This is a genomic window from Hydrogenobaculum sp. 3684 (assembly GCF_000213785.1).
GTDB lineage: Bacteria > Aquificota > Aquificia > Aquificales > Aquificaceae > Hydrogenobaculum.
On sequence record NC_015557.1, the window covers coordinates 1,347,166 to 1,373,329 of the forward strand.

A 26,164-nucleotide genomic window follows, 5' to 3' on the forward strand; every position below is an offset into this window, starting at 1 on the left:
GAGGTTTTATGGAACAACAGTTGGAGCTTCAACCAGCGGATTATAGAAGCGATATAGAACCCACATGGTGTCCAGGATGTGGGGATTTTGGTGTTATAAGCGCCATTACAAAAGCTCTTTCAGAGCTTAAAATAAGACCAGAAAACGTAGTATCTGTATCTGGTATAGGATGCTCCTCTAGAGCACCTTTGTTTTTGAAAAACTACAGTATGCATGTACTTCATGGTAGAGCTATACCTACAGCTATAGGTGTAAAAATTGCAAATCCAGATCTCACCGTCTTAGTAGAAGCTGGAGACGGGGATTTATTCTCTATAGGTTCTGGCCATAACCCACATGCGGCTAGAAGAAACATAGATATCACGGTACTTTGTATGGACAACCAAGTGTATGGTCTTACTAAAAATCAAATATCACCCACTTCAAGAGAAGGACTTTACGGCTCTTTAACGCCTTATGGTTCTATAGATAAGCCAATAAATCCTATATCCTACATGCTTACTTTTGGTGCTACCTTTGTGGCACAAACTTATGCTGGCAATCTCAAACATATGAGCGATATTATCAAAAAGGCTATATCTCATAGAGGTTTTAGCTTTGTAAACATCATATCTCCATGTCCTACATACAACAAAGTAGATACTTTCAAATACTATAAAGATAAGACTATAGATATAAATGAACAAGGCCACAATGAGTTAGATAACTTACAAAAAGCTTTAGAGTTAGCTATGAAAGACCTAGAGCATTATTACAACGAATCTGCCAAAGTACCTATAGGTATTTTCTATCAAAAAGAAGAGCCTACCTATCAAGATAGGGTAAAAGAAGTAAAAACCAAATACAAAGCTTCAAAGGATATAAACCCTCAAGTTTTTATAGATGAGTGTAAAGTATTGCCTGTATGAATTTTTTAGAAAAGGCAAAAACGAAGGACTTAACAGAGTGTGACTTTTCAAATGAGATATTGGAGGGCTTAAGCCTTGAGGGCTTAAGCCTTTGTTTTTCTACCTTTACCTGCGCTAGCTTTAAGAATATTACCTTTAAAGATATAGATTTTACAGAGTGTTTTGTACCAGAAGCTGATTTTGTAAACTGTAAATTTGTAAACTGCAACTTTGAGAGGGTAAATTTTCAAAGGACCACTTTTGACAAGTGCTATTTTGAAAACTGCTCTTTTAAATATGCTTTCATGGGTCTAACAAAGTTTATAAGTTGTGATATAATAAGCTCCAACATGGAAAAGGCCCAGATGCTTGATGGTGCTTTTGTAGGTACTCATTTAAAAAATGTGAATTTTAAAGATGCTATATTAAAGGGTTCTCACTTTCAAGAAAGCTCATTAGAAGATATAGATTTTATAAACACAGATTTAAGAAGTGTTAATTTTAAAAGCTCAACACTAAAGAATATAAAAGACGTAGAGGCAAAATTTTACGGCAAAAAACCTTGGGGTGGTGTATCATCAGAAAATCATCCATTAGACGAATACCACTCAGAAGGAGTGGATTGATGGAAGAAAGTCCTATTGAAGAGCATGCCAAAGAACTGATAGAAGAGACTATAAAAGAGGAGAAAGCCAAAGAGAAATGGCTCTTGTGGGTATCTTTAGCCACTACAATAATGGCTGTGTTAAGCGGTCTTGTGAGTATGCAATCTGAAATATACGTTACAAAGACTATAGTGGCAAAAAACGATGCGGTACTTTTGCAGAACAAAGCCACGGACCTTTGGAACTACTATCAAGCTAAAGATATGAGATATCATATGTATACCATAGCAAACTATATAAAGGAAAATCCAAAGTTTGAGGAATATATAAAAAAATACAAAAATCAAAAAATAGAGATAATGAAAAAAGCCAAAGATTTAGAAAAACAAGTTGAGCAAAAGACCATTCAAAGTGAACATTATTATGAAAAGCATCATATGTTTATGATATCGCAACTTCTTTTACAAATAGGTATTGCGGTGGCTTCAGTGTCAGCCCTTACCAGAAGAAAAGAGTTTTTTTACATTTCTTTGATATCCGCTCTTATAGGTTTTGGGCTTTTTGTATACAACATAGCTTTTTAGTAAAAACGTTGTATAATACATCTTATGGCATCCACTAAGGATATAGCAAAACTCTTTAAAGAGATGGCTCTGGCGGCGGAGTTTTTGGGGGAGAACAAGTTTAGAGTTTTGGCTTATCAGAAAGTAGCAGATATTCTTTTTGAAATAGACAAAGATATAAAAAGTGTAGATGAGCTAAAAGAATACCTTAGCTCAAACCAAATACACGGTATAGGGGAATCCTCTTTAGAAAAGATAGAAGAGTATTTAAAAACTGGTCGTATAAAAAAGCACGATGAGTTTTTGCAAAAAGTCCCAAAAGAACTTCTTGATATAATGGATGCTCCTGGTATTGGGCCCAAGACTCTTAAGACTCTTTACGATGTTTTTGGCATAAAAAACAAGGAAGAACTTTTAAAAGCTTTAGACGATCCACGTATAAAAACCATAAAAGGCTTTGGCCCCAAAAAAATAGAAAATATAAAAAGAGGTATAGCTCTTTTTGAACAATCAAAAGAGAGGATGTTTATAACAGAAGCCTATTCTTTGGCTCAAGATATACTTAACTACATGAAAGGTTGTAAAGAGATAATAAATATATCTGTGGCTGGTTCTTTAAGACGCATGAAAGAAACTATAGGTGATATAGATATACTGGTGTCTGCCAAAAAAGAGGATTTTCCAAAAATTCATGAGTATTTTAAAGCTTATAAAGATATAGAGCAAGTTATTGGAAGCGGTGAAACAAAGACATCTATTCTTCTTAAAAACTCAAAACAAGTGGATTTAAGGGTTTTAAAAGAAGAAGAATGGGGTTCTGGTCTTCAATATTTTACAGGTTCTAAAGAGCACAACGTAAGGATAAGGGATATCGCCAAAGAAAAAGGTTATAAGATAAGCGAATACGGTATTTTTGAAATATCTTCTGGTAAAAGGCTTGGGGGTGAAAAAGAAGAAGATATTTACAACATCTTGGGTATGGTGATGCCTCCACCTGAGATAAGAGAAGATAAAGGTGAGATTGAACTTGCCATGCAAGGCAAAGTACCAGAGCTAGTGGATTATGATGATATAAAAGGCGATTTTCATATGCATACCACATACTCAGATGGTAAAGCTTCTTTAAGACAGATGGTGCAAACATGCTACGAACTTGGATATAAATATATCGTCATATCAGATCATACCAAATCCCTAAGAGTGGCAGGCGGTTTAGATGAAGAGGGCTTTAGGAATCAGTGGAAAGAGATAGAACAGATCCAAAAAGAGTACAAAGGTATGACTATACTAAGAGGCTGTGAGGTGGATATATTAGAAGATGGATCTTTAGATTTGCCAGATAGCTTTTTAGAGGAGTTTGACTATGTAGTAGCTTCTATCCACTCTCACATGTCGCCTAGCACTGATAATACAAAACGCATAATAAAAGCTTGCCACAACAAATATGTAAATCAAATAGGGCATCCCACTGGTAAAAATTACGGTTATAGAGATGGATACATACTAAATATGGAAGAGGTGATAAAAGCAGCCCTTGATACCAACACGGCGTTAGAATTAAACATTCCAAGGGCAGATTTATCCCCAGACAACATAAGGCTTGCAGTAGAAAGAGGGGTAACGATAAGCATAGTAACGGATTCTCATTCCTCTTCTCATCTTCAGTTTATGAAAGTAGGGGTTGGGCTTGCAAGAAGAGGTTGGGCTTTGAAAGAACGGGTTTTAAACACAAAGCCACTACAAGAGGTAAGAGCGTTTGTCCGAAAAAAGCGCTAAGGTGCTTTTGCTTCCACCAAACGCAGATTTAGACGCTTTAAGCTCTATATACGGTATATCGCTTTTAGAAAAAGATGCAAAACTTTTTTACACATCTTTTAGTCCAAAAGCCAGAAAACTCTTTGAAGATATAAAAGATAGATTTAATATTTTAAAATCTTTAGAGGGGCTAGAAAATATACATATTTTTACAGTGGATTATTCATCTATAGATTTTGTTTTTGGGCTTTTAAAAAAAGAAAAGATTAAAAAAATAACGCTGTTTGATCATCACATAAGACACATAGAAAAAGAACTACTTGTGGAAGCTTACATAGATGAAACTCTTGGGGCTTGTACTACGCTTATAGTAGAGCATCTTATAAAAAAAGATGTATCTATATCAAAAGAAGATGCATCTGTCTTGCTTTGCGGTATATACGACGATACAAACTATTTTTCCATAAAAGATATAAGCCCAAGGGATTTTGAAGTGGCTTCTTATCTTATAAAGATGGGCGGGGATATAGAATTTGTAAACAAATATGTAAAATATTATATAAGCCTAAAAGATTTGATTCATGTAGAAGAATATCTAAAGAGTTTGGAGATTTTAAATATAAATGGCAAAAAGATAGGTTTTATAGTGCTTGACACTACTCAAGAAAGTGTAATTGAGAGTTTAAGAGATGTAAAGGAGCTTGAAAACCTTGATGCTTATTTTATCATCATGTCTTCTTCTATAAATACCTATGTGGTAGCACGCTCAAAAACTATAGATGTAGAACGCATTTTATCAAAATTAGGAGGGGGTGGTCATACGCTTGCCTCTGGTTTAAAACTAAACTTTGTATCTTCTAAAAAATTAAAAAGTATCATTTTAGAGCTTTTAAAAGAAGAAAACCCAAAGATAACCCTAAAAGATATTATGACAAAACACCCGCTTACCCTAAAAAAAGATATGAGCGTAGAAGAGGCTTTTTATACACTTTCAAACTTCAAGATCTCAAAAGCCCCAGTTTTAGATGAGAATGAACATGTGATAGGTGCCATTACCAAAAAGATATTGGCAAAAGCTTTGGATATCTCAAAAGATAGCAAAGTACAAGAGCTTTTGGTAAGTATACCGCTTTTAAAAGAGGATGATTTTATTTGGGAAGCTGAAAAAGTGTTTTTAGAAAACCCTTTGGCACCTATGATAGGGGTATTGGACAAAGAGGGAAAGTTGGTGGGTATAATAACAAAATCAGATCTTATAAGACATATCACCGAAGATGAAGAACGCAATATTTCCACAAAGCATATAAATATACCATCTTATATGATAGATATCATTATTGATATTAAAAACTTTATACCAAAAGGTGAAAAGCTTTATTTAGTAGGTGGTGTGGTAAGAGATATCATTTTAAATAGACCTTCTTACGATATTGATTTTGTTTTTGAAGGGGATATAGACCTATTAGAGCAAAGCTTAAAATCTCATGGTATAAAAACCCATAGATTTCTTGGTTTTAACAGCGTTCATTTTAAGTACAAGGGTTTTAAAATAGAAATCTCAAGCACTAGAAGAGAGTATTATGAGATGGCAGGTTCTTACCCGGTGGTGTCAAAAGCCTCTTTAAAAGAGGATTTGTTTAGAAGAGATTTTACTATAAATACGCTTCTTCTTTCTCTTGATGAAAAAGATTTTGGCACTGTGATAGATTATTTTGGAGCTTTAAACGATATAAAGAATAAGATTATAAGGGTTTTACACCCACTTAGTTTTATAGAAGACCCAGTTAGGATATTAAGAGCCATAAGATTTGAGGCCAAACTAAACTTCAAACTTTCAAAAGACACCAAAAGACTTTTAGAAGAGGCTTTACAAAAAGGTATGCTAAAATACGCTCCAAAAGGAAGAATATTCAACGAACTAAAAATAGCCCTTCAAGAAAAAGAGTTTGAAAACATTTTTGAAACTTACAAAAAATACGGCATCATAGAATCGTTGTTTGAATACAAACCAGATTATATTTATATAGAAGAAAAATCTAAAAACCTAAAGATGTTTTCTGATTGGTATTTGTTGGAGTACAAAACCCCTTTTAAAGAGGCCTCTTGGATATTTTTTTGGCTTTTGATAAAAAACGCCCCTTCTTTAGAAGAGATTTTAAAAGCTATAAGCGCCCCGGCATTTATTTACAGATTTCTTGAGATCAATATAAAACACATTATATCAGAGATTTTAAAAGCCAAAAAACCATCGGAACTATACAAGATATTAAAGCCCTTTGGCTTGGAGGAATTAGCCCTTTTTGCCACCGAGGGAAACGTAGATGTTATGAACCGTATAGTAAAATATCTTTCTCATCTTAAAAACCTAAAACCAAATATAGATATAAGCTCTATACCACCAGCGGATCGTTCTAAAGTTATTGAAGAATCAAAATTAATTGAGATGGACAAAATTTATAGTCTATGATATAATATTTAGATGGCTGGAGCAGTAGTTCAGCCGGCCTAGAACGCCGGCCTGTCACGTCGGAGGTCGCGGGTTCGAATCCCGTCTGCTCCGCCATCTTCTTAATTAACGTAGGGCCTGTAGCTCAAAGGCAGAGCAGACGGCTCATAACCGTCCGGTTGGAGGTTCGAGTCCTTCCAGGCCCATGCTTTTTCTCATATTATCTAACTGACAATTTCATTTTATTTTTGTAGTTTTTATACTTTTTATTTGGCTTTTAACATGATAAACTTAAAAATATGAAAGAAAATCTATTTACTCCATTAGAGCTTAGGTCTTTGGTGCTTAGAAACCGTATTGTTATGTCCCCTATGTGCATGTATTCTTCAGAAGATGGCTTTGTAAAGGATTTTCACATAGCTCATTATGGTTCAAGAGCAGCTGGGGGCACTGGTCTTATTTTTACAGAAGCTTGTGCTGTATCTCCTGAGGGTGTTATATCAAAACAAGACCTTGGTATATACAAAGATGAGCATATAGAAGGTTTAAAGCGTATAGTGGATATATGTCATAGCTTTGGAGCAAAAGTAGGTATACAGCTAGCTCACGCTGGTAGAAAAGCTTTTGGAGGAAGACCCTGGGATAATCTTCAGAGGTTTGGTTATGATGAGCTTGATTTAATAGCACCAAGCCCAATAGCCTTTGGTCCTAATTGGAAAACTCCCAAAGAGATGACCAAAGAAGATATAAAAAATATTGTAGAAAAGTTTGTAAAAGCTACACAAAGAGCTTTAAAAGCTGGTTTTGATGTGATAGAAATCCATGCGGCCCACGGATATCTTTTAAACGAGTTCTTATCACCTATTACAAACAAACGAACAGATGAATACGGTGGTACTTTTGAAAACCGTATTAGGCTTTTAATAGAGATAACAGAAGCTATAAGAAGCATTGTACCCGGCGAGATGCCACTTTTTGTCAGGATATCGGTAGTGGATCACGTGGATGGTGGATGGGATTTGGAAGATTCTATAGCACTTTCTAAAATCCTAAAAACCAAAGGCGTTGATGTGATAGACTGCTCTTCTGGTGGGATAGCCTTTGGAGTACCACCAAACGATTATTACAGAGCCCATCAGATAGTATTTGCTGAAACCATCAAAAAAGAAGTGGGTATAAAAACGATGGCGGTGGGTGGTATCACATCCTTTGATATGGCAAACGAGATTATAAAAAACAAAAGAGCAGACCTTGTGGCTATAGCTCGTCTTTTCTTGCAAGAGCCATATCTTCCTATAAAATGGGCTATGTCAAGAAACATCAAGATAGATATTCCAAATCAGTATCAAAGAGGATATTATCTGGATGTTTGATATAATTTTCTAAAATATAAATCTTAAACACATAAACTATGGCAGACTTACTTGTCTGAAAAGTGTTTTTACTACTCTGTATTCCTATCCTATCTCTATTTATATCGTTATGTTAAAATATTATCCATGTCATTTAAAAAAGAGGGGTTAGAACGTTTTTATATAATTTTTATAATTTTGGCTTTTCTTTTTATATCTTATGAACTTCATAGAATTGAAGTTAAGCTTTCTAAGTCTATAATAAATATTGTTTATAACCAAACCCAAGCCACAGTTTCCAATATAGCTTTAAAAGTAAACAACAAATCTTACAAGGAGCTTGACAACTATCTTCCGCTATTGCTTTCAAAAGATATACAGAGAGTTTTTGTGCTTGTCTATAAAAACGGTATTTTATACAGCGTAGAGGATTTACCAAAGCATGGTATTAGCTACCCACGGGTTTTTATGCCCACTACAGATGAAAAACATGTTATATTAAAAGCTATAAAAACTGGTACATCTTATGTAAAATACCATGATACTATAGAAAACGTGGGTTTTTCTCTTTACTACCCACTAAACGTCTTGATACACGATAAACCCTATAAAGCATTGATAATAATAGATTATAAGTTGAGTACGTTAAAAAGTTTAAAAGATACCTTAGCGAGTATAAAAATAGGCATAATAATTATCGATATAATGTCGTTGTTGTTTTTGCTGACTATAGTATTTTTGCTTTTCAAAACAAGAGCTTACAAGATAGAATCTTATATAGATGAACTTACAGGCTTACCAAATAGAAAACTGCTTAAAAGTATAAAAAACAATCAAGAAGATTACGTAGTTGCTATGTTAGATATTGATTTTTTTAAGAGAGTAAACGATACGTATGGACACGATGCTGGTGACACAGTTCTAAAAGAGTTAGCTCAAGCTATAAAAAGTTCCGTAAGAAAAGATGATATTGTTTTAAGATGGGGCGGTGAAGAGTTTTTGATACTTTTAAAATGCAAACACCATGAGGCTTGTTTAAATACTTTAGAGCGATTGAGGATAAAAATAAAATCTATTGATATTAATATCAGCAATCACAATATAAAAATTAGCGTATCTATAGGGGTATGTTTAAAAGCTAAAAACTTGGATGAAGCTATTAAAAAAGCCGATGAGGCTCTTTATAAGGCAAAAAGAAGCGGTAGGGATAGAATAGAGGTTTATGAAGATAAAAAAGCTGTTACTTCTTAGTTTGTTTTGTGTTGAATTTATCACCTCTTTAGCTTTTAGTCAAAACATAAGTAAGCTTTTGTCTATGTACAACAGCAAATCTGATTTATCTTATCAGACAAGAAAAGAGAGTTTAGGGCATTGGATTATTATAACAAGGCAAGATTTAAGGCGCATGCAAGCATATACCCTTGAAGATGTGCTGAAATCAATTCCAATATTTAACTATGGGCCAAATGAAAGCGGGAACTACTCTCTAACGCTAGGTGGGTTTGCTTACGATTATTACAACCAATTTGCTATTTATATAAATGATCATCTTGTAAGCTCTGGCTTTAATGGAGATTTTAATTTGTATGCAGATTATCCTTTAAACGATGTTGATCATATAGAAATATATCTTGGCCCAGGTTCTGTCATTCTTGGCAATACGCCAAAACTTGTTATTATTAAGATATACACTAAAAAACCATCGAGGGAGAATATATCATCTTTAAGAATCACTCTTAACTCAAGAGGTGGCTACAATGTTGGGTTTTCTAGTGCAAAACCCATAAATAAAAACTTTTCTTATTCTTTTATGTACGATCAAGCCTACGAGGCCTTCCCAAAGTTTAACGTACTAAATATAGAACATTCAAGAAACGCCTTTAAACAATACGCTTTTTTAAACCTAAATCACAAAGGATACACACATTTTTCTAACTGGCATATTGATATAAGCGCTGTTAGATCAAAACAAAACGTATTTGTAGGGGCTGAATTTGTAAATCCAGTGGGTGGTACAGACAAAGACCAAGATGCCTATATATCCTTTACAGATTATTTCGATAAAAGCCTAAAAATTCACTTTGCTTTAGACATGGAACATAAAGATAATTATAAAAATTCATTTGATTTCCCTCTTTACATACCATATGCTTTAAATCAAGGAGAAATACCCATTTTTTACAATTTAAATGCGAACATATACAAATACTCTGGGGATATACTAAAGACCTTTACCACCGATAAGAATAAACTTATAATAGGCTCTGGTTTTCAGCTTTTAAACTTTGATATAGATAACCTAAGTTACAACAATATACCTATAAATTCTTTAAATAAATATACTCATAGAAACTATTACACTGCTTACATAGAAGATCAATTTAATATAAACGATAGAAACCTTTTGCTTGGAGATTTAAAGTTTGATAGGTACTCTTACAACGGGCATTTTAGAAACTCTGATTATTCTGCAAGAATTGGTTATATATCAAAACCCAAAAATAATATAGCTTTTAAAGGTTTCATTTACAAGACTTATACCCCTCCTCCTTTTCGAAATGCTTTATACAGCGGACCTTATCATCTTAAAAATGTAAAATATAAAGGTTTGAGCTTTGAAACAGATTATAATTTTTCAAGAGATAATATTAGATTCTTATACGCCTACATAGATATGAGAAATACTATAGAACCAAGCTTTAACTATCCTTATGGTTATTACAACATGTCATCTCCTATATATATGAATATATTTTGGCTTTCAAACACTTATTTTATAAACTCTTTTAACAAGATAGAATTTGATTATTTTGTTAATAAACTTAACAAATTATATCATTCGCCAAATGAAGGGTTTTCTATAAAACTTTTTGATAGGTATAAAAATATATATTTTTACAATGAACTTGTATACAGAAGTCCTTTTGATGGGTATTTTGGTATAAATGAGCCCTCCACATACATGTGGGATAGTGCCATCACTTACCATATAAACCCTTATTACAGCATAACGCTAAAAGCCCAAAACATACTAAACAGCTCTTACAAGGTGCCAATTATCGTATATGATCAAAACGGCAATCCAAGCGGCTTATACAACGTAAACGCCTATCCTACGACATTTTATATAAGCTTGGAGAGGCTTTTCTAATGAGATTTTTGCTAATTCTTGTTATCATACCGTATATAAGCTTAGCTTTTCAGATAGAAAAAAATGTCATACTCTCAAGGTTAATAGAGAAAATAGCTATAGCACTAACCCGTAAAAACAATCCGATAATATGCCAAGACGGTGTAAATATTGAACCTGTAGCTCATTATTTTAGGTATGCTAGTTTTACTTTAAATTGTAACAATGCAGATATTGTGGTATCTAACTCTTATATACCAGCTTTTCACAAGCCCTTTTTGGCAATGAGCTATAATGCTTTGTTAAAAAATCCCGATGCTGTAGCTGGGCTTTATTGGCTTGATGGAAGATATCAGCTTGTGTTTGTAAAAGAAAGACTAAGAAGGTTTGGTATAACCCTACCAAAAGATTATAAACCTTTTGAAGTAAGCATAAAAGATTTAATTTTCTAAATTAAACAAACCTTCTAAATGCTAAAATATTTTGTATGATAGAAAGATATACAAGAAAAGAAATGGCTGAAATATTCTCAAATTTAAACAAGTATAAGAAGTGGCTTGAGGTAGAGTTAGCTGTTTTATATGCTATGGCAGAGCTTGGTATAATATCAAAAGAAGCTTACAAAGTTATAGATAGTAAAGCATATGTGGATGAAAGCGTAGAAAAGAAAATAGATGAGTATGAGAGGATGTATAAGCACGATGTGCTTGCGTTTGTGAGTGCCATAGGAGAGCAACTTGGTGAATATTCAAAGTATTTTCACATGGGGCTTACATCTTCTGATATCTTAGATACAGCTCTTAGTTTAGTACTAAAAGATGCTATAGACAGCATAATAATTGATATTGATATAGTTTTGGAGCTTTTAAAAGAAAAAGCTTTTAAATATAAAGATAACGTTATGATGGGAAGAACCCACGGGGTGCATGCAGAACCTATAAGCGTAGGGCTTAAATTTGCCTCTTGGTACGATGAGTTAAAAAGGCAAAGAGAACGCCTTCAAGTGGCAAAAAAAGATGTATTAAAAGGGAAAATCTCCGGAGCCGTAGGTACATTTTCAAACATAGACCCAGAGGTAGAAAAAATAGCCCTTCAAAAGCTTGGGCTTGAACCAGAACCAGCTCCCAGTCAAATAGTGCATAGGGATAGACATGCTTATCTTATGAGCGTGCTTTCTTTGATAGCCTCTTCTTTGGAAAAGTTTGCCACAGAGATAAGACATTACCAGAAAACAGAAGTCCTTGAAATGGAAGAGCCTTTTTCAGAATCTCAAAGAGGATCTTCTGCCATGCCCCATAAGAAAAACCCAATACACGCCGAGAGAATATGCGGACTTACAAGAGTTATGAGAGCAAACATGATAGCCGCTTTTGAAAATATAGCCCTCTGGCATGAAAGAGATATATCTCATTCATCCGCTGAGCGCATCATAATACCAGATACTTTTATAGGCCTTGATTATATGTTTGGGCTTTTTGAATACATATTGAAAGGCTTAAAGGTAAATACCGATAGAATGCTAAAAAATATGGATATCTCAAAAGGTCTTTACTTTTCTTCAAAAGTCCTTGTTTATCTTATGCAAAAAGGTGTAGATAGAGACAGCGCTTACGATATAGTCAAAAGATGTGCTATGAGAAGCTGGGATGAAGGTATTATGTTTAAAGATGCTCTTTTAGAAGACAAAGAAGCCTCCAAATACCTTACAAAAGAAGATCTTGATAAGATAATGGATCCTTATGAATTTATAAAACATAGGGATTATATATTTAAACGAGTTTTTGGATGAGTCATTTTGCTAAAAGCCTAAAACCTGTTTTTGAAAAAACTGTATACCCAATTCTTGATTTTTTAAAAGAAAAAAATATAAATCCAAACACAATTTCCTTGTCAGGAGTAGTTGTAATATCTATAGGCTCTTTTTTTGTTTATAAAGGGTATAATCATATTGGAAGCTTGATTCTTCTAATAGGTGGTCTGTTTGACGCTTTGGATGGAGCCCTTGCTAGGCTTACAAACAAAAGCTCTTCCTTTGGTGCTTTCTTAGATTCTACTATAGATAGATTATCAGATGCTTTACCGATAGGTGCTATGATACTTTTTTTCTCAAAAGCTCAAGATATAGAAGGTGTATTTTTTGGGCTTTTAGCATTGGTGTTTGGTTTTACAGTAAGCTATACAAAAGCCCGTTCTCATAGTCTTGGTGTTGATATTCCGGTGGGTTTTTTTGAAAGAACAGAGCGTTTTGGTACAATAGTAATATTTACATTTCTTGGGTTTTATAAACTTGGACTTTTGATAGTAGGTATAGGGGCTTTTTATACAACTTTAGAAAGGATATTTTACGCAAAAAAACATCTTTCTTAACCCATATAACCCATATACTTTACATACTCTGGTTTTGTTCGCCAGTTTGTAGCTTCTACTGTTAGCTCTAAGAACACTCTCTTTCCAAGCAAAAATTCAAGTTCTTTTCTGGCCTCCGTACCTATTTTTTTAAGATTTTGACCGTTTTTACCTATAATGATAGGTTTTAGATTTTCTCTGTCTACTAAAATCCTAGCTTTTATTACGATCATGTCTTTGTTGTTTTTGGCAGGTTCTATAGAATCGGTTATTACCATTACAGAATGAGGTACTTCTTGATATGTCCTTTGAAGGACTTTTTCCCTTATAATCTCTGACACATGAAGTCTTAAAGGCAAAGAAGCGTCTTCTTCATGTTCAAACATCTTAATCTCTTGTTCTGGTAAGTATTTTACGATTGTTTTTAAAAGCTCATCTATATTTGTATTTTTGGTAGCGCTCACTGGGACTATTTCTTCTAGTGCAAAGATTTTTGATACCTCTTCTATAAGCTCTAAAACCTGTTCTTTTGATATGCTGTCTATTTTGTTTAAAACACCTATTATTTTTTTGTCGGAGTAATCCCTTTTTAGGATTTTAAAAAGATTTAAATCCTCTTCGGTAATCCCTGTTTTAGCGTCAAGTACAAACAAAAGCACATCTACATCTTCCAAAGATTCTTTGGCAGCTTTTACCATGTATTCTTCCATGAGGTCTTTGGGTCTTTTCATGAATCCAGGAGTGTCCACAAAGATAATCTGAGCATCTTCTAAATTTTTTACACCCATAACCCTTATGCGTGTAGTGCCAGCTACGTTAGATACTATGGATACTTTTTTACCTAGTATAGCATTTAACAAAGAGGATTTCCCTGCGTTTGGCTTTCCTACTATACTTACAAATCCAACCTTCATCTTTTGATTATATCACAAAGGAAGCGGATATCGCTATCCGCTTTTATATTTTAGTTTAGGCTTTTAAGCTTTGATGCTACTGATGTAATATACCCTAAGAAAGCTTCTTCAGGCTGAGCACCTACAAACTCCGCAAGACCATTGTTTAATACAATCTTTGGTACTCCTACCACTTGAAATCTTTCCGATAGATCCATGTTTTCTGAAGCATCTATGGCTTTTGATGTGATATAGTCGTTTGCTATTGCAAATTTAAAAGCTGTTATGGCAGCAGCAGGACAATATCCACAAGAGGTGGTTACAAACACCATTATATCTATAGGTACATCCACCTCTTTTAATATCTCAAGGGTTCTTTCTTTAAGTCCAGGGTCTCTTTGAGATACCTGGATAATACCATGTATAAGAGTGTTAAATTCAAGACCTGCCGGAAGGCCTATATATCTTATACCATAATCTTTTTCACCTTCTATTACGAGCGTTGGCACTCTTTCTATGCCGTAGGAAGAAGCTAGTTCTTGGTTGGTAAGCGGTGAAACAATCTCTAAAGAGAGTTTATCTCCAGCCACCTCTCTGACTTCTTGCATCAACTGTTCTGTTATGCCACAACTCTCACATCCTATAGCCTGTGAGAATAGCTTTAGTTTTACTGGCTCTTTGAGGTTCTTCTCAAATATGTCCCTCAACTGTGCCCTTGTTTCTAAGTCTAAAAGCATAAACACCTCCTTAAAGGATAAAAAATTTATTATATATTAATATAAACTTTTTTCGTTATAAATCTATAGATAATCTGCTAAATATTGGGCAGTGACGGTATCCATCGTTGGTACATGGATTATAAGCCAAGGTACAAATTTTTGTTCTAGGTAGTTTGCTATTAGTTCTTTGTTCTTAGTGGCGTAAAAATCCTCTTTTAATTTGTTTAACTCAGACATCCTCATTTCGTGTTCTTGTCTGTGCATAGGATAGGCAAAGAATCCTGTCTCTTTCATGGCGTTGTTCTCAAACTCAAAATGATAAACTACATCTGCTAAAAAATCTTCAAAAAGTTTTTCTATACGTTCTATGGGTTCGTTGTTTTTTATCGCATCGTAAAGCTCGTTGAGAAGGTCTATTTCTTCAAAGTGTATATCGTTCATTTCCATCAAAGCCACCTGCGGTATCCTTTCCTTTGGTAAAAGCATAAATACCTCCTAAAATTTCTTGCTTTAAATAAGTAAATGTTAATTTATATTTTGTACTTGATTTGTCAATATGCATTTTATCATTGTATATGAATTGTTTTTGTATTCTTTCGCATATATTAATCATATCTTATGCTTTAAATTTAGATATAATATTTATTTAACTTTTTAGGAGTGAAAATATGGAATTGACGCTTATTAATCAAGATAAGGTATACGATGTAATTATAATAGGTGCAGGTCCGGCTGGTGCTTCTGCCGCTATTTATACCGCTAGGGCTGGTTTGTCTACGTTGGTGTTATATAGGGCTGAAGCTGACGGAGCTTTGGGTGTTACTCAAAAGATAGAAAACTACCCAGGCATAAGAGGTCCTTTGACGGGTTTTGAGCTTTTAAAATTAATGAGAGACCACGCTAAAGCCTTTGGTGCAGAATTTCAAAGAGGTAAAGTTATAGCCACATCTTTAGAAGGCGAGGTTAAAAGCGTTTATACCATAGACGGTAAAGAGTATAAGGCAAAAGCTTTGATAGTATCTTCTGGAGCCATGGAAAGGGCTCACAAGTTTCCCGGTGAAGAGGAGTTTTTAGGTAAAGGAGTATCCTACTGCGGTGTTTGTGATGCTGCGTTTTTCAAAGATAGACCTGTAGCCGTTGTAGGTGATGATGATTATGGTATTGAAGAAGCGGAGTTTATCGCCCGTTTTGCTTCAAAGGTTTATTTTGTGGTGCCTTCTTCTAGAATAAGAGCACCTCAAGAAGAGATTGAGCATTTTTCAAGCCTTCCAAACGTAGAGATACTTCTTCATACAAGACCTGTTAAAATTGTTGGCGATAGTCTTGTAAGAGGGCTTCATGTGAAAAAACTATCCGCTGGTGAGGAAACCACGTTGGAAGTGGATGGTGTTTTTATATTTATAGGTGGTAACAAACCCTCTGTGGATTTTCTAATGGGGCAAGTTAAGATGAACGAACATGGTTGCCTTGAAATAAACGAAGAGATGATGACTTCTGTACCAGGAGTATTTGCTGCAGGAGATATACTTTGCACCAACATAAAACAAGCTGTTATAGCGGCTGCCGATGGTGTAAAAGCGGCTTTAGCTGTTGATAAGTATCTAAACAAAAAATCTAAGATTACATCTCAATGGTAATAAAGGGGGTTACATGAAACATCTTACTAAGAAGCAATTGGAAGAGTTGAAAAAAAGGCTTTTGGAAGAAAAGGCTAAGATAGTGGCCAGATACAACGAAAACTTAGAAGTCCAAAAGCGTGTATCTGAAGAGGCAAAAGAGCCTCAAGATTTAGAGGATTTGGGCCAAATAAATTATACGGAAGAGCTTTTAGAGTCTCTTTCTCAAAGGGATATGGAAGTGCTAAAAGAGATAGAAGATGCTCTAAAGCGTATTGAAAATGGGACTTACGGTATATGCGAATGGACTGGAGAGCCGATACCTTATGAAAGACTAAAAGCTATACCTTGGACAAGGTTTACCGCCAAAGGTGCCGAAGAATATGAAGAGACTATGGGTACATCAATGACCAACAATACATACGAGCCACCTGTAGAAGATATAACTATAGAAAGGGATGATATAGGGGAAGACTGAATATGCTTTACAAAAATAGTGTTTCTTGGCTTTTAGAAGAAAAAGTAAAACCCTCTGAGATATTGGAAAGTTTTAAGAAAAGAAAAGAAGCTTTCGAACCAACGATAAGAGCCTTTGTGACAGATCTATATGACCAAGCTTATGAAACGGCGAAAGCTTTGGATAAACAAACACCCAAAGGTAAGCTATTTGGTATACCTATAGCTATAAAAGATAATATAAACGTTGATGGATTTCCCACCACTTGCTCCTCAAAGATGCTACAAAACTATATATCTGTTTACGATGCCACTGTGATTAAAAAATTAAAACAAGAGGGAGCTATTATAGTAGGTAAGACCAACATGGATGAGTTTGCAATGGGTTCTTCTACAGAGTATTCAGCCTTTTTCCAAACAAAAAACCCTTGGAATATAGAGTATGTACCGGGAGGTTCTTCTGGAGGTTCTGCTTCTTCGGTAGGTGCCAACATGGTGCCACTCTCTCTTGGTTCTGATACTGGAGGTTCTATACGACAGCCAGCTTCTTTTTGTGGTGTTATAGGTTTAAAACCCACTTACGGTAGAGTATCAAGGTATGGCCTTGTGGCTTTCGCTTCCTCTTTGGACCAGATAGGGCCTTTTGGTAGGTATACAAAAGACGTAGCCCTTCTTTTGGAAGTGATATCTGGTTACGATCCAAAAGATAGTACAAGTGCCAATGTAGAACTTCCTTCTTTTTCTAAAAACCTAAAACCAAGGACAGAGCTCTGTGTTGGTATTCCAAAAGAGTTTATGGCTTACAAGATAGATAAAGAAGTAGAAGAATCTTTTAAAAACTTTATAAAATTTTTAGAGGACAACAAAGCTACCATAAAAGAAATTTCTTTGCCACATATAGAGTACGCTATACCAGTTTATTACATAATAGCACCGGCTGAAGCCTCTTCAAACTTAGCTAGGTTTGACGGGGTAAGATATGGCTATAGGGCTAAAGATTTTCAAGATATCTTTGAGCTTTATGCAAAAACAAGAGATGAAGGTTTTGGCCCTGAGGTAAAACGCCGTATCATGCTTGGGACTTATGTGCTTTCTTCTGGGTATTACGAAGCATATTATGGTAAAGCTATTGCTGTTAAAAACCTAATAAAAAAAGAATTTCAAGAAGCTTTAAAGAAAGTAGATGTGATAATAAGCCCCACTTCTCCTACACCACCTTTTAAGTTTGGCGAGAAACTAAGCGACCCAATATCGATGTATCTTTCTGATATATTTACAGTTTCTGTAAATTTAGCTGAGCTTCCAGCGATATCTATACCATCTGGGTTTACAAAAGTTGGACTGCCAATAGGTGTGCAAATCATAGGAAGGGCTTTTGACGAGCAGACACTTTTGGATGTATCCTACGCTTGGGAACAACACTATCCTCACTATGAATATATATCAAATGTATGCTAATTTTGAGTTTGGATACTTCTAGTAGCAATGTATCTTTTTGTTTGCTAAAAGACTCAAAACCAGTATTGAGCTTTTATAAAAAAACCAACGAAAAAACGCTTAGCTTATTGCCGTTTTTGTTTAATACTTTTGATATAAAACCAGCAGAGATAGATGCTTTTTTTGTATGTATAGGCATAGGTTATGCTACACCGCTTAGGATAGGTGTAAACTTTACAAAGGCTATGTGCATAGCTCTTGAAAAACCGATATACTCTTTTATAAACATAGATGCAGTGGCAAAAACAATGTTTTCAAAAGATAGTTTGTTTCTTTATAGAAAAGTTTCAAACGCCTATGTTGGTGCTTATTATGAGAAAGGATATAGAGTATCTGATATAGAAGAGTATAAAGAACTTCCAGATGCTATGTCAAAAGATATAGAAGAATATGAACACATGTTTTCTTATCTTGGTTATGAGGCTTTTAAAGAAGAAAAACCAAGCGATATATTTTTTGTAGAACCTATATACACAAGACCACCCACAAGGGTCTTTTGATGAGTGAAACACTCTTAAAAGAACTTTTAGAAGGACTAAATGAAGAGCAAAAAAAAGTGGTTTTATCAAATGGAAAACCACTTTTGGTGGTGGCTGGAGCTGGTTCTGGTAAGACTAAAACCATAATACACAAAGCCCTTTATCTTATATTTAACCAAGAGTATAAGATAAGAGGGAGTAGGCTTTTGATGATAACCTTTACCAACAAAGCTGCCAACGAGATAAAAGAAAGGATACAAAAATACGCTAACTTATTGGGTAAAGATATAAATATAGAATGGGTGGGTACATTTCATTCTGTGGCTTCAAGGATTATAAGAAAGCATCATGCAATATTTGGGCTTTCAAACGATTTTAGAGTGCTTGATGAAGAAGATTCAGTAAGGCTTTTCAAGAGCATAATAAAAGATCAAGATATAAAAAAAGATGAAGCAAAAAAGCTTTACATAGCTGTAAACCAAGCTATAGAAGGCATAAGATTTTTAGACGAAGACAACAAGTTTGATAGAAAAGTGCTAGAGCTTAAGGATATATTTTTAAACGCTATGATAGAGACAAGCGCTGTTACATTTTCATATCTTATGGGAGCTTTTAAGGATATGCTTCAAAAAGATGGGGCTTTTAGAAACTACTATCAGAATTTTTTTGATTATATCATAGTGGATGAGTTCCAAGACACCAACACCACTCAGTACGAGATAATAAAACATATATCAAAAAAAGACAACATATGCGTGATAGGAGACCCAAACCAATGCATTTACGAATGGCGTATGGCCCACCCAGACAACATAATAAGCTTTATAGAAGATTACAACCCAGAAATAATAAAATTAAACATCAACTATAGATCCTCAAGCGAGATATTATCTTTAGCCAATGATGTTTTAAAAAATTCAAAAGCCAAATGGAAAGAGCTTGTACCTATTTTAAAAAGTCATAAAAAAGACAATCAAACCCATCCAAAACCTGTTATAACGTTTCATCCAAACGAAGAAAAAGAAGCAGAGTGGATAGCCAAGAAAATAGAGGAACTTAGCAAAAGCGTACCATTGGAAGAAATAGCTATCCTTGTGAGGGTAAGCTATATAACAAACTTTTTAGAGCAAGCTCTTGTAAAAGCAAAGATCCCTCATAAGATAATAGGTGCTTTGAGATTTTTTCAAAGAAAAGAGATAAAAGATATACTATCGTACTTGCATCTTGCGATAAATCCAAAAGATAGCTTATCTTTTCAAAGAGCTATAACAAATCCAAAAAGAGGCATAGGAGAAAAAACAATAGAGAAAATTATAAACCTCTCTAAGCAAAAATCTATAGATCTGATCCAAGCTACAAAGTATGTTTTAGGTAATAAGCTTTTTGAAGAAAACGACTTTATAAAGGCTATGGAAAGATTGGTTTATAACTTGGAAAAGGGGCAAGCCAACGGCAGAAATATATCTTTTTACGTGGAGAAGCTTATAAAGGATATAAAATATTTTGAATATTTGGAGCAAGAGTACAAAGAAGATTATCAAGAGCGCATCGATAACGTAAAGGAGCTTTTAAGATTTTTTGAAATAGAAGCCCAAAAACATCAAGAAAATCAAAAAGAAAATTTAAAAGAGCTTTTACAAGAGATTTCTTTAATGGAAGAAGATGACAAAGACAACTCAAAAGCCGTTAAAATTATGACCATTCACAAGGCAAAAGGTTTGGAGTTTGAAGCTGTTTTTATGCCAAGGCTTGAAAATGGTATACTTCCTCATTCTTCAGCTTTTAGCGATGTGCTTGATATGGAAGAAGAAAGAAGGCTTTTATACGTTGGTATTACAAGGGCAAAAAGATATTTGTTTTTAAGTTATACTGCTGCTGGTAAAGCTAGCGATTTTATAAACATTATGGACAAAACCTTGCTGGACACATCGTTTTTGCCTAAAGAAACACTGAAAAATCAAGAGGCAAAAACTCTAACAAAATATGAATCTATATCTTATAAAAGCTCAAAAAATAAAGTATCAAAAGTAGATATAAAAATTGGGGATAGCGTATTTCACGAGGTTTTCGGAGAGGGCGTAGTTTTAAATATATCAAACGGCGTAGCAAATGTGAAGTTTAAAGATAAAGAAAGATCAATTGTAAAAGAATTCTTAAGACCAGTATGAGATTAAAAACTATAAAGCATTTTGTTTTCAGGATGTTTGAAGACCCTTCTTCCACCGCTTATAAAACCTATCAGCCTATAAGTATATTTATAGTGCTTTTATCTATAGTACTTGGGCTTCTCAACGAGTTTCACGCTTTACATGAAGATCTTTACTCTATGGCTTTTGTGTTTGATTTTGCTGCATCTTTCGTAATAGGTTTTGAATATGTTTCTAGGCTGTGGCTTTGTAGCGATTTTACCGAGGATTTCATAAGAAACAGGGATCAGGGTTTTTTGAAAGCTTTTATAAAAGCCATAAAACCAAAAATTTTATGGATGTCAAAACCTTATTCTATAGTAGATTTTATATCTATTTTTCCTATATTTCATCCTCTTAGGCTTATAAGAATAGTGGTGCTTTTAGCAAGATTCTTCAAGATATCAATGCAATACAAAGAGATTTACACTACTCTAATCAGCCATATATCAGATGTTGTAAATGAAATATTTGGTATATTGATGTTTATTTTTATAAGCATGTTCTCTTTGACGATCATCTTATTTTCTGTAGAAAAAGAAGCGCATAACCCTCATATGCACAATCTTTTTGATGCTTTTTACCTTGCTATGATAACTGCTACAACGGTAGGATACGGAGATATAACGCCCATCACCACTGTGGGAAGAATTGTGGCCGTTGTTATTGCTTTTATGGGATGGCTTTCGTTTTCAGTGTTAACGGCTTTTATAAGCTCTGGGCTTATAAGATATATAAATTTGTTGAAAACAGGAGGTATAATAATGGCGGATTTAAAAGATCATATTATTTTGGCTGGATGGACAGAAGCCACTTCTTATATGATAGAAAAACTATCTCATAGCAAAGATAAACCGATGATAGTGGTTATAAGCAATCAAGATTTAGAACTTCCAAGCGGTTTTATATTTAAAAAAGGGGATTTTGTAAAAGAAAAGGTGCTAAAAGATGTAAAGATTGAGCTTGCCAAACGGATAAATATATTTCCAGAACCTATTCAAAATCTTGACTCCGAGTCTATAGATGCAAGGTCTATGCTAACTGCTGTAGTGGCAAGAGGTTTAAACAAAAATATAAAGATAAATCTTCAGCTTTTAAAAATAGAAAATGCAAAGACTTTTAGAAAAAGAAACATAGCGGATAACATCATAGTGAGCGGTGAAATATTGGGAGATATGTTCTTAAAGGATTTATGATACAATACTCTTATGAAAACCATACTTGTCACAGGGGCTGCTGGTTTTATAGGCTGGAAAGTATCTACGCTTCTTTTAGAAGAAGGTTATCGTGTTGTTGGTGTTGACAATCTTAACGATTATTACGATGTGAAGGTAAAGCTTTGGAGGCTTGATACTCTTAAAAGCCATGAAAACTTCAAATTTTATCCTATAGATATAGAAAACAAACAAGCTCTTGAGGTGATATTTCAAGATAATCCCATAGATGCCATAATAAATGAAGCAGCAAGGGCTGGTGTAAGATACTCTTTGGAAAATCCATTTGTTTACCTTTCTACCAATACGCTTGGTGTTTTAAACCTTTTAGAGTTGGCAAAAGACTTTGGTACAAGGAAGTTTGTCCAAGCTTCTACATCTTCTTTGTACGCTGGTCAAAAGATGCCTTTTGTGGAAGAGCTTCCAGTAAATACTCCAATATCTCCTTACGCTGCTTCTAAAAAAGGTGCAGAAGCTATGCTTTATAGCTATCATTACCTATACGGCATAGATGTGTCTATACTAAGATATTTTACCGTTTATGGGCCCGCTGGAAGACCAGATATGTCTATATTTAGGTTTATAAAATGGATATACCAAGAAGAACCTATAGAACTTTTTGGAGACGGTTCTCAATCAAGGGATTTTACATATATAGACGATATAGCCAAAGGTACCATAAAAGCCCTAAAACCACTTGGTTATGAAATCATAAACCTTGGCAACAACAAACCAGATAAACTTATCTATGCTATAGAACTTATTGAAACTTATCTAGGCAAAAAAGCCAAGATAAATTATAAAGAGTTTCACAAAGCCGATATGATGGCCACTTGGGCAGATATCACAAAAGCTAAAAATCTTTTAGAGTGGGCCCCTACGGTATCTTTGGAAGAAGGCATCAAAAATACCGTAGAATGGACCTTAAAAAACTGGGATTGGATAAAAGATGTAAAACTCTAATTATCTATTTTCCACCGGTGCGATAACTTTTTTCATACCGCTATATTTAAACTTAAGCCAAAGGGTTACTTTTTCTCCTTTTTTAAGAGGATGCTTTAAATCTATAAGCATTATGTGATAACCCCCTGGTTTTAAAATAAACGTTTGCCCTGGTTTTATCACAAACTTTCTTACTCTTACCATCTTCATCACTCCGTTTTTGGTTATGGTTTTATGAAGCTGTGTAATCTTTGATACAGATGACTTTGCCCACAACAACACATCTTCTGAACTTCCCTTATTTTCTATCTTCATATAAGCGGCGCTTACTTTTGAAGTAGGGGGCATAAGTCTAACCCAAGGGTCTTTGATCGCAATCTCTGGTTTTGCAAAGGCCGCACCACTTACAAGTACCATTGCCAATAAAAGCTTTTTCATAAAAAACCTCCTTAAAATAAATTTAACTTTATTTTATCATAAATTTTTGTTTATTTTTATGCGTTGCAAACGGCCAATATGTTATTATCTTTAATGTTATGATAAAAAAGGGTATGTTTAGTAAGATGGGCGATATAATGGTAAAAAGGTATATAGAGGATTTGGAGAAAGAGCTCTCCCAAAAACCAGAGGACAAAGATCTTATATTTAAATTAGGTGTTGCCTATGTTAAAATAAACGATATAGATAAAGCACGGGAGTGCTACAAAAAGCTAAAAACTATGGATGAGGTTATGGCTAAAGAACTTTTTGATATGATGTACGAAGTATGAAAAAAGAAGAACTTTTTGGTTTTATAGGGGCTTTTTTAGGATGGGTGTTTGATAGCATGGATGCCACCATCTATGCTTTGGTGATGGTGAGCGCTTTAAAAGAGCTACTAAAAAACCAAGGTATTTTAAACACAGAATCCAATGTGGGCTTTTACGGAGGGTTGATATTTTCTATATTTCTAATAGGCTGGGCTATAGGTGGGGTTAGTTTTGGCTATGTGGCGGATAAGATAGGTAGAGTTAGGGCTCTTACTATAACGATAGGTCTTTATTCCATATTTACCGGCCTTTCGTCCTTGGCTCAAAATGTATGGGAACTTGGGCTTTTTAGGTTTATAACGGCCATTGGTATAGGTGGTGAATGGGCTGGTGGTGCTACACTGGTGGCAGAGATATTTAAAAATAAAAATAGAGTTTTTGCTTCAAGCCTTCTTCAAAGCGCTTGGGCTTTTGGGTTTTTGCTGGCATCTATTATATATTTTACTGTGGGGCGTTATCACTCTTGGCGGGTGATGTTTTTAATAGGTATTTTACCTGCTTTGTTGGCTTTTGTTTTTAGGCTTTTTGTAAAAGAATCCCAAGAATGGATTTTAAATAAAAATACATTTTCTTATATTAAAAGCCTAAAACTTCTTTTTAGAAAAGAGTATATAAATCAAACTATCATAGGTTCTTTGCTTGCTTTTGTAGCGGTCTTTGGGCTTTGGGGGGTTACAAACTGGACTCCAGCTTTGATATCTTATATTTTGCATAAAAAAGATATAGCCTACTATGTAGGGCTTGGCTCAATAGCTTTAAACATCGGTGCTTTGTTTGGTTATATATCTTTTGGTGTTATAACAAAACGTATCGGCATAAGAAATACGTTTATTTTGTTTTTTATGGGTAGTTTTTTGATGGGGCTTACAACGTTTTTATATGTTAAAAGCTTTGATAAACTTTTAATATCGCTTGCGTTGCTTGGATTTTTTAACAACGGTGTTTTTAGCGGGTTTTCTATATACTTCCCTCAGGCGTATCCATCTTTTATTAGAGCCACTGGAGCTGGTTTTTGTTTTAACGTAGGAAGGACTCTGGCGGCTGTTGGGCCTTTTATAACAGGTTATATTACATATCTATTTGGTTCTGTGGCAAAAGCTGGGGCTATGGCATCTTCTATATATATAATTGGTGTTTTGGTGGTGTTTTTGTTAAAAGAAAAAAACTATCTTCAATGAAAATCTTAAGTGTTTTGGATGCTGTGGGCTGGGGTGGTACCAAAGAGCAAGCTTACATAACAGCCGTTGGTCTTAAAAATCTTGGTTTTGATGTATCTTTTGCACTTTCTTTTGATTTTGAGGCTTTTAAAGAAAAAATAAAAGACAAAGTCCCATATTATGAGTTTGAAAAAGAAACGCCTTTTAAAAGGATAAGTTTTTTTACCTACAAAAGGCTTTATGATATTATTTCAAAAAATAATTTTGATGTAATATTTGCAAACTCTCCAAAAGCCCTTGATTATGTGAGGGTGGTCTATCCTTTTTTATCCAAAAAGCCTAAAATAGTGGCTTTTAAAAGATCTGGTAGAAAATCAAACATGCTTTCAAAATATTTTAAATACTCTATTGCCGATAAAATAGTGGTGGTATCTAAAAAAGTTTATGAGGAGCTTTTAGAAGAAGATTTTTTTAAAGATAAGCTTAGATTGATCCAAAGCGGGATAGACTTATCGAGGTTTAAAAGAGCAAGCTATGAGGAGAAAATAGCACTTCGCAAGAAATACAATCTACCGCTTGACAAACATATATTTGTAAATGTAGCCAATTACAACCCTGAGATAAAAGGTCATATCGATATACTAAAAGCCTACAAACAAATAGAAAAAGACAATACCATGCTCTTGTTTGTGGGGCTTTTAACAGATAAAGACGCTATGAAAGAAGCATCTTCTTTTGGTATAAAACATTTTTTAGGGCTTGGGTACAAAGAAGATGTAGAATATATTTTGAGAGCTTGCGATAGTTTTGTGCTTGGCTCAAGGTTAGAAGGTATAGCAGGAGCGCTTTTACAGGCTATGGCAAGTGGGCTTGTTTGTATAAGTACAAATGTGGGTGGTATATCAGAATATATGAAAGACGGGATAAATGGATTTTTAATCCCTCCAAAGGATATAAACGCCATGGCAAACACCATGGAAAAGGTACTAAATTTAGATAGTAATGTTAGAGAGCATATAATTCAAAATGCTATTGCTACTTCAAAAGAGTATAGCATAGAGAATATGCTATCAAAGTATGTAAAATTGTTGGAAGAGTTGTCTTAGATATAA

At 34.4% G+C, this 26,164-nt stretch carries 25 protein-coding genes and 2 tRNA genes; 23 read left to right on the forward strand and 4 right to left on the reverse strand.

Annotated features, from left to right (window positions below; genetic code table 11):
• The first annotated feature begins 8 nt into the window (after positions 1-8).
• The 13 genes from HYD3684_RS07165 (at position 9) to HYD3684_RS07225 (ending at position 13,105) form a co-directional block, all read left to right on the forward strand.
• A complete protein-coding gene (locus tag HYD3684_RS07165) occupies positions 9-908 on the forward strand; it encodes a 2-oxoacid:ferredoxin oxidoreductase subunit beta (RefSeq protein WP_015419994.1) in 900 nt (299 codons plus the stop codon).
• Positions 905-1,513, forward strand: coding sequence for a pentapeptide repeat-containing protein (locus tag HYD3684_RS07170; RefSeq protein ID WP_015419995.1), 609 nt, complete (start codon positions 905-907; stop codon positions 1,511-1,513). The genes HYD3684_RS07165 and HYD3684_RS07170 overlap by 4 nt, the downstream gene beginning before the upstream one ends.
• Entirely contained in the window at positions 1,513-2,076 is a 564-nt protein-coding gene (locus HYD3684_RS07175; RefSeq protein ID WP_015419996.1) for a DUF4337 domain-containing protein, read from the forward strand. The genes HYD3684_RS07170 and HYD3684_RS07175 overlap by 1 nt, the downstream gene beginning before the upstream one ends.
• A gap of 24 nt (positions 2,077-2,100) precedes the next feature.
• Positions 2,101-3,831, forward strand: a complete 1,731-nt coding sequence (polX, locus tag HYD3684_RS07180; protein WP_015419997.1) for a DNA polymerase/3'-5' exonuclease PolX — start codon at positions 2,101-2,103, stop codon at positions 3,829-3,831.
• Positions 3,812-6,277, forward strand: coding sequence for a CBS domain-containing protein (locus HYD3684_RS07185; protein ID WP_015419998.1), 2,466 nt, complete (start codon positions 3,812-3,814; stop codon positions 6,275-6,277). The genes polX and HYD3684_RS07185 overlap by 20 nt, the downstream gene beginning before the upstream one ends.
• Before the next feature lie 18 nt (positions 6,278-6,295).
• Positions 6,296-6,373, forward strand: a tRNA-Asp gene (locus tag HYD3684_RS07190).
• A gap of 17 nt (positions 6,374-6,390) precedes the next feature.
• Positions 6,391-6,462 (forward strand) — tRNA-Ile (locus HYD3684_RS07195).
• A 93-nt stretch (positions 6,463-6,555) separates the two neighbouring features.
• Positions 6,556-7,629, forward strand: a complete 1,074-nt coding sequence (locus HYD3684_RS07200) for an NADH:flavin oxidoreductase/NADH oxidase (RefSeq protein ID WP_015419999.1) — start codon at positions 6,556-6,558, stop codon at positions 7,627-7,629.
• Between the two features lie 177 nt (positions 7,630-7,806).
• Positions 7,807-8,859, forward strand: coding sequence for a GGDEF domain-containing protein (locus HYD3684_RS07205; RefSeq protein ID WP_237698596.1), 1,053 nt, complete (start codon positions 7,807-7,809; stop codon positions 8,857-8,859).
• On the forward strand, positions 8,831-10,759 hold the full coding sequence (locus HYD3684_RS07210; protein WP_015420001.1) for a TonB-dependent receptor plug domain-containing protein: 1,929 nt from the start codon (positions 8,831-8,833) through the stop codon (positions 10,757-10,759). The genes HYD3684_RS07205 and HYD3684_RS07210 overlap by 29 nt, the downstream gene beginning before the upstream one ends.
• Positions 10,759-11,190, forward strand: a complete 432-nt coding sequence (locus HYD3684_RS07215) for a hypothetical protein (protein WP_015420002.1) — start codon at positions 10,759-10,761, stop codon at positions 11,188-11,190. Before HYD3684_RS07210 ends, HYD3684_RS07215 begins: the two co-directional genes overlap by 1 nt.
• 35 nt (positions 11,191-11,225) lie before the next feature.
• Positions 11,226-12,527 carry an adenylosuccinate lyase gene (purB, locus tag HYD3684_RS07220; protein ID WP_015420003.1) on the forward strand — a complete coding sequence of 434 codons (1,302 nt, stop codon included), beginning with the start codon at positions 11,226-11,228 and terminating at the stop codon, positions 12,525-12,527.
• Positions 12,524-13,105: a CDP-alcohol phosphatidyltransferase family protein gene (locus HYD3684_RS07225; RefSeq protein ID WP_015420004.1), complete on the forward strand. Its 582-nt coding sequence runs from the start codon at positions 12,524-12,526 to the stop codon at positions 13,103-13,105. Before purB ends, HYD3684_RS07225 begins: the two co-directional genes overlap by 4 nt.
• Here HYD3684_RS07225 and era read toward each other — a convergent pair.
• From era to HYD3684_RS07240, 3 genes are all read right to left on the reverse strand, one after another.
• Positions 13,102-13,998 (reverse strand): GTPase Era, encoded by an 897-nt coding sequence (era, locus tag HYD3684_RS07230; RefSeq protein ID WP_015420005.1) that lies wholly within the window; start codon positions 13,996-13,998, stop codon positions 13,102-13,104. The two genes, HYD3684_RS07225 and era, sit on opposite strands and share 4 nt — an antisense overlap.
• Before the next feature lie 50 nt (positions 13,999-14,048).
• The gene (locus HYD3684_RS07235) at positions 14,049-14,714 is read right to left on the reverse strand and encodes a thioredoxin family protein (RefSeq protein WP_015420006.1); all 666 of its coding nucleotides are present in this window, start codon (positions 14,712-14,714) and stop codon (positions 14,049-14,051) included.
• A gap of 63 nt (positions 14,715-14,777) precedes the next feature.
• Positions 14,778-15,182, reverse strand: coding sequence for a hemerythrin family protein (locus HYD3684_RS07240; protein ID WP_015420007.1), 405 nt, complete (start codon positions 15,180-15,182; stop codon positions 14,778-14,780).
• A gap of 182 nt (positions 15,183-15,364) precedes the next feature.
• On the opposite strand from HYD3684_RS07240, the gene trxB reads away from it, so the two are divergent.
• The 7 genes from trxB to HYD3684_RS07275 are packed head-to-tail and all read left to right on the forward strand — an operon-like array spanning position 15,365 to position 23,107.
• Entirely contained in the window at positions 15,365-16,333 is a 969-nt protein-coding gene (trxB, locus tag HYD3684_RS07245; RefSeq protein ID WP_015420008.1) for a thioredoxin-disulfide reductase, read from the forward strand.
• Positions 16,334-16,346: 13 nt separating this feature from the next.
• Positions 16,347-16,790 carry a TraR/DksA family transcriptional regulator gene (locus HYD3684_RS07250; RefSeq protein WP_015420009.1) on the forward strand — a complete coding sequence of 148 codons (444 nt, stop codon included), beginning with the start codon at positions 16,347-16,349 and terminating at the stop codon, positions 16,788-16,790.
• Between the two features lie 2 nt (positions 16,791-16,792).
• Complete coding sequence (gatA, locus tag HYD3684_RS07255; protein ID WP_015420010.1) at positions 16,793-18,226, forward strand: Asp-tRNA(Asn)/Glu-tRNA(Gln) amidotransferase subunit GatA; 1,434 nt, start codon at positions 16,793-16,795, stop codon at positions 18,224-18,226.
• Positions 18,220-18,765: a molecular chaperone, inactive metal-dependent protease like protein gene (locus tag HYD3684_RS07260; RefSeq protein WP_015420011.1), complete on the forward strand. Its 546-nt coding sequence runs from the start codon at positions 18,220-18,222 to the stop codon at positions 18,763-18,765. The genes gatA and HYD3684_RS07260 overlap by 7 nt, the downstream gene beginning before the upstream one ends.
• Positions 18,765-20,912, forward strand: a complete 2,148-nt coding sequence (locus HYD3684_RS07265) for a 3'-5' exonuclease (protein WP_015420012.1) — start codon at positions 18,765-18,767, stop codon at positions 20,910-20,912. Before HYD3684_RS07260 ends, HYD3684_RS07265 begins: the two co-directional genes overlap by 1 nt.
• Complete coding sequence (locus tag HYD3684_RS07270) at positions 20,909-22,126, forward strand: ion channel (protein WP_015420013.1); 1,218 nt, start codon at positions 20,909-20,911, stop codon at positions 22,124-22,126. The genes HYD3684_RS07265 and HYD3684_RS07270 overlap by 4 nt, the downstream gene beginning before the upstream one ends.
• A gap of 12 nt (positions 22,127-22,138) precedes the next feature.
• The gene (locus tag HYD3684_RS07275; RefSeq protein WP_015420014.1) at positions 22,139-23,107 is read left to right on the forward strand and encodes a GDP-mannose 4,6-dehydratase; all 969 of its coding nucleotides are present in this window, start codon (positions 22,139-22,141) and stop codon (positions 23,105-23,107) included.
• Here HYD3684_RS07275 and HYD3684_RS07280 read toward each other — a convergent pair whose 3' ends face one another.
• Positions 23,108-23,524 (reverse strand): copper chaperone PCu(A)C, encoded by a 417-nt coding sequence (locus tag HYD3684_RS07280; protein ID WP_015420015.1) that lies wholly within the window; start codon positions 23,522-23,524, stop codon positions 23,108-23,110.
• 98 nt (positions 23,525-23,622) lie between these two features.
• Between HYD3684_RS07280 and HYD3684_RS07285 the strand changes: the two genes are divergently transcribed.
• The 3 genes from HYD3684_RS07285 to HYD3684_RS07295 are packed head-to-tail and all read left to right on the forward strand — an operon-like array spanning position 23,623 to position 26,158.
• Positions 23,623-23,856: a tetratricopeptide repeat protein gene (locus HYD3684_RS07285; protein ID WP_015420016.1), complete on the forward strand. Its 234-nt coding sequence runs from the start codon at positions 23,623-23,625 to the stop codon at positions 23,854-23,856.
• Positions 23,853-25,073 (forward strand): MFS transporter, encoded by a 1,221-nt coding sequence (locus HYD3684_RS07290; protein ID WP_041112967.1) that lies wholly within the window; start codon positions 23,853-23,855, stop codon positions 25,071-25,073. The genes HYD3684_RS07285 and HYD3684_RS07290 overlap by 4 nt, the downstream gene beginning before the upstream one ends.
• Positions 25,070-26,158: a glycosyltransferase family 4 protein gene (locus HYD3684_RS07295; protein WP_015420017.1), complete on the forward strand. Its 1,089-nt coding sequence runs from the start codon at positions 25,070-25,072 to the stop codon at positions 26,156-26,158. The genes HYD3684_RS07290 and HYD3684_RS07295 overlap by 4 nt, the downstream gene beginning before the upstream one ends.
• The last annotated feature ends 6 nt before the right edge of the window (positions 26,159-26,164 follow it).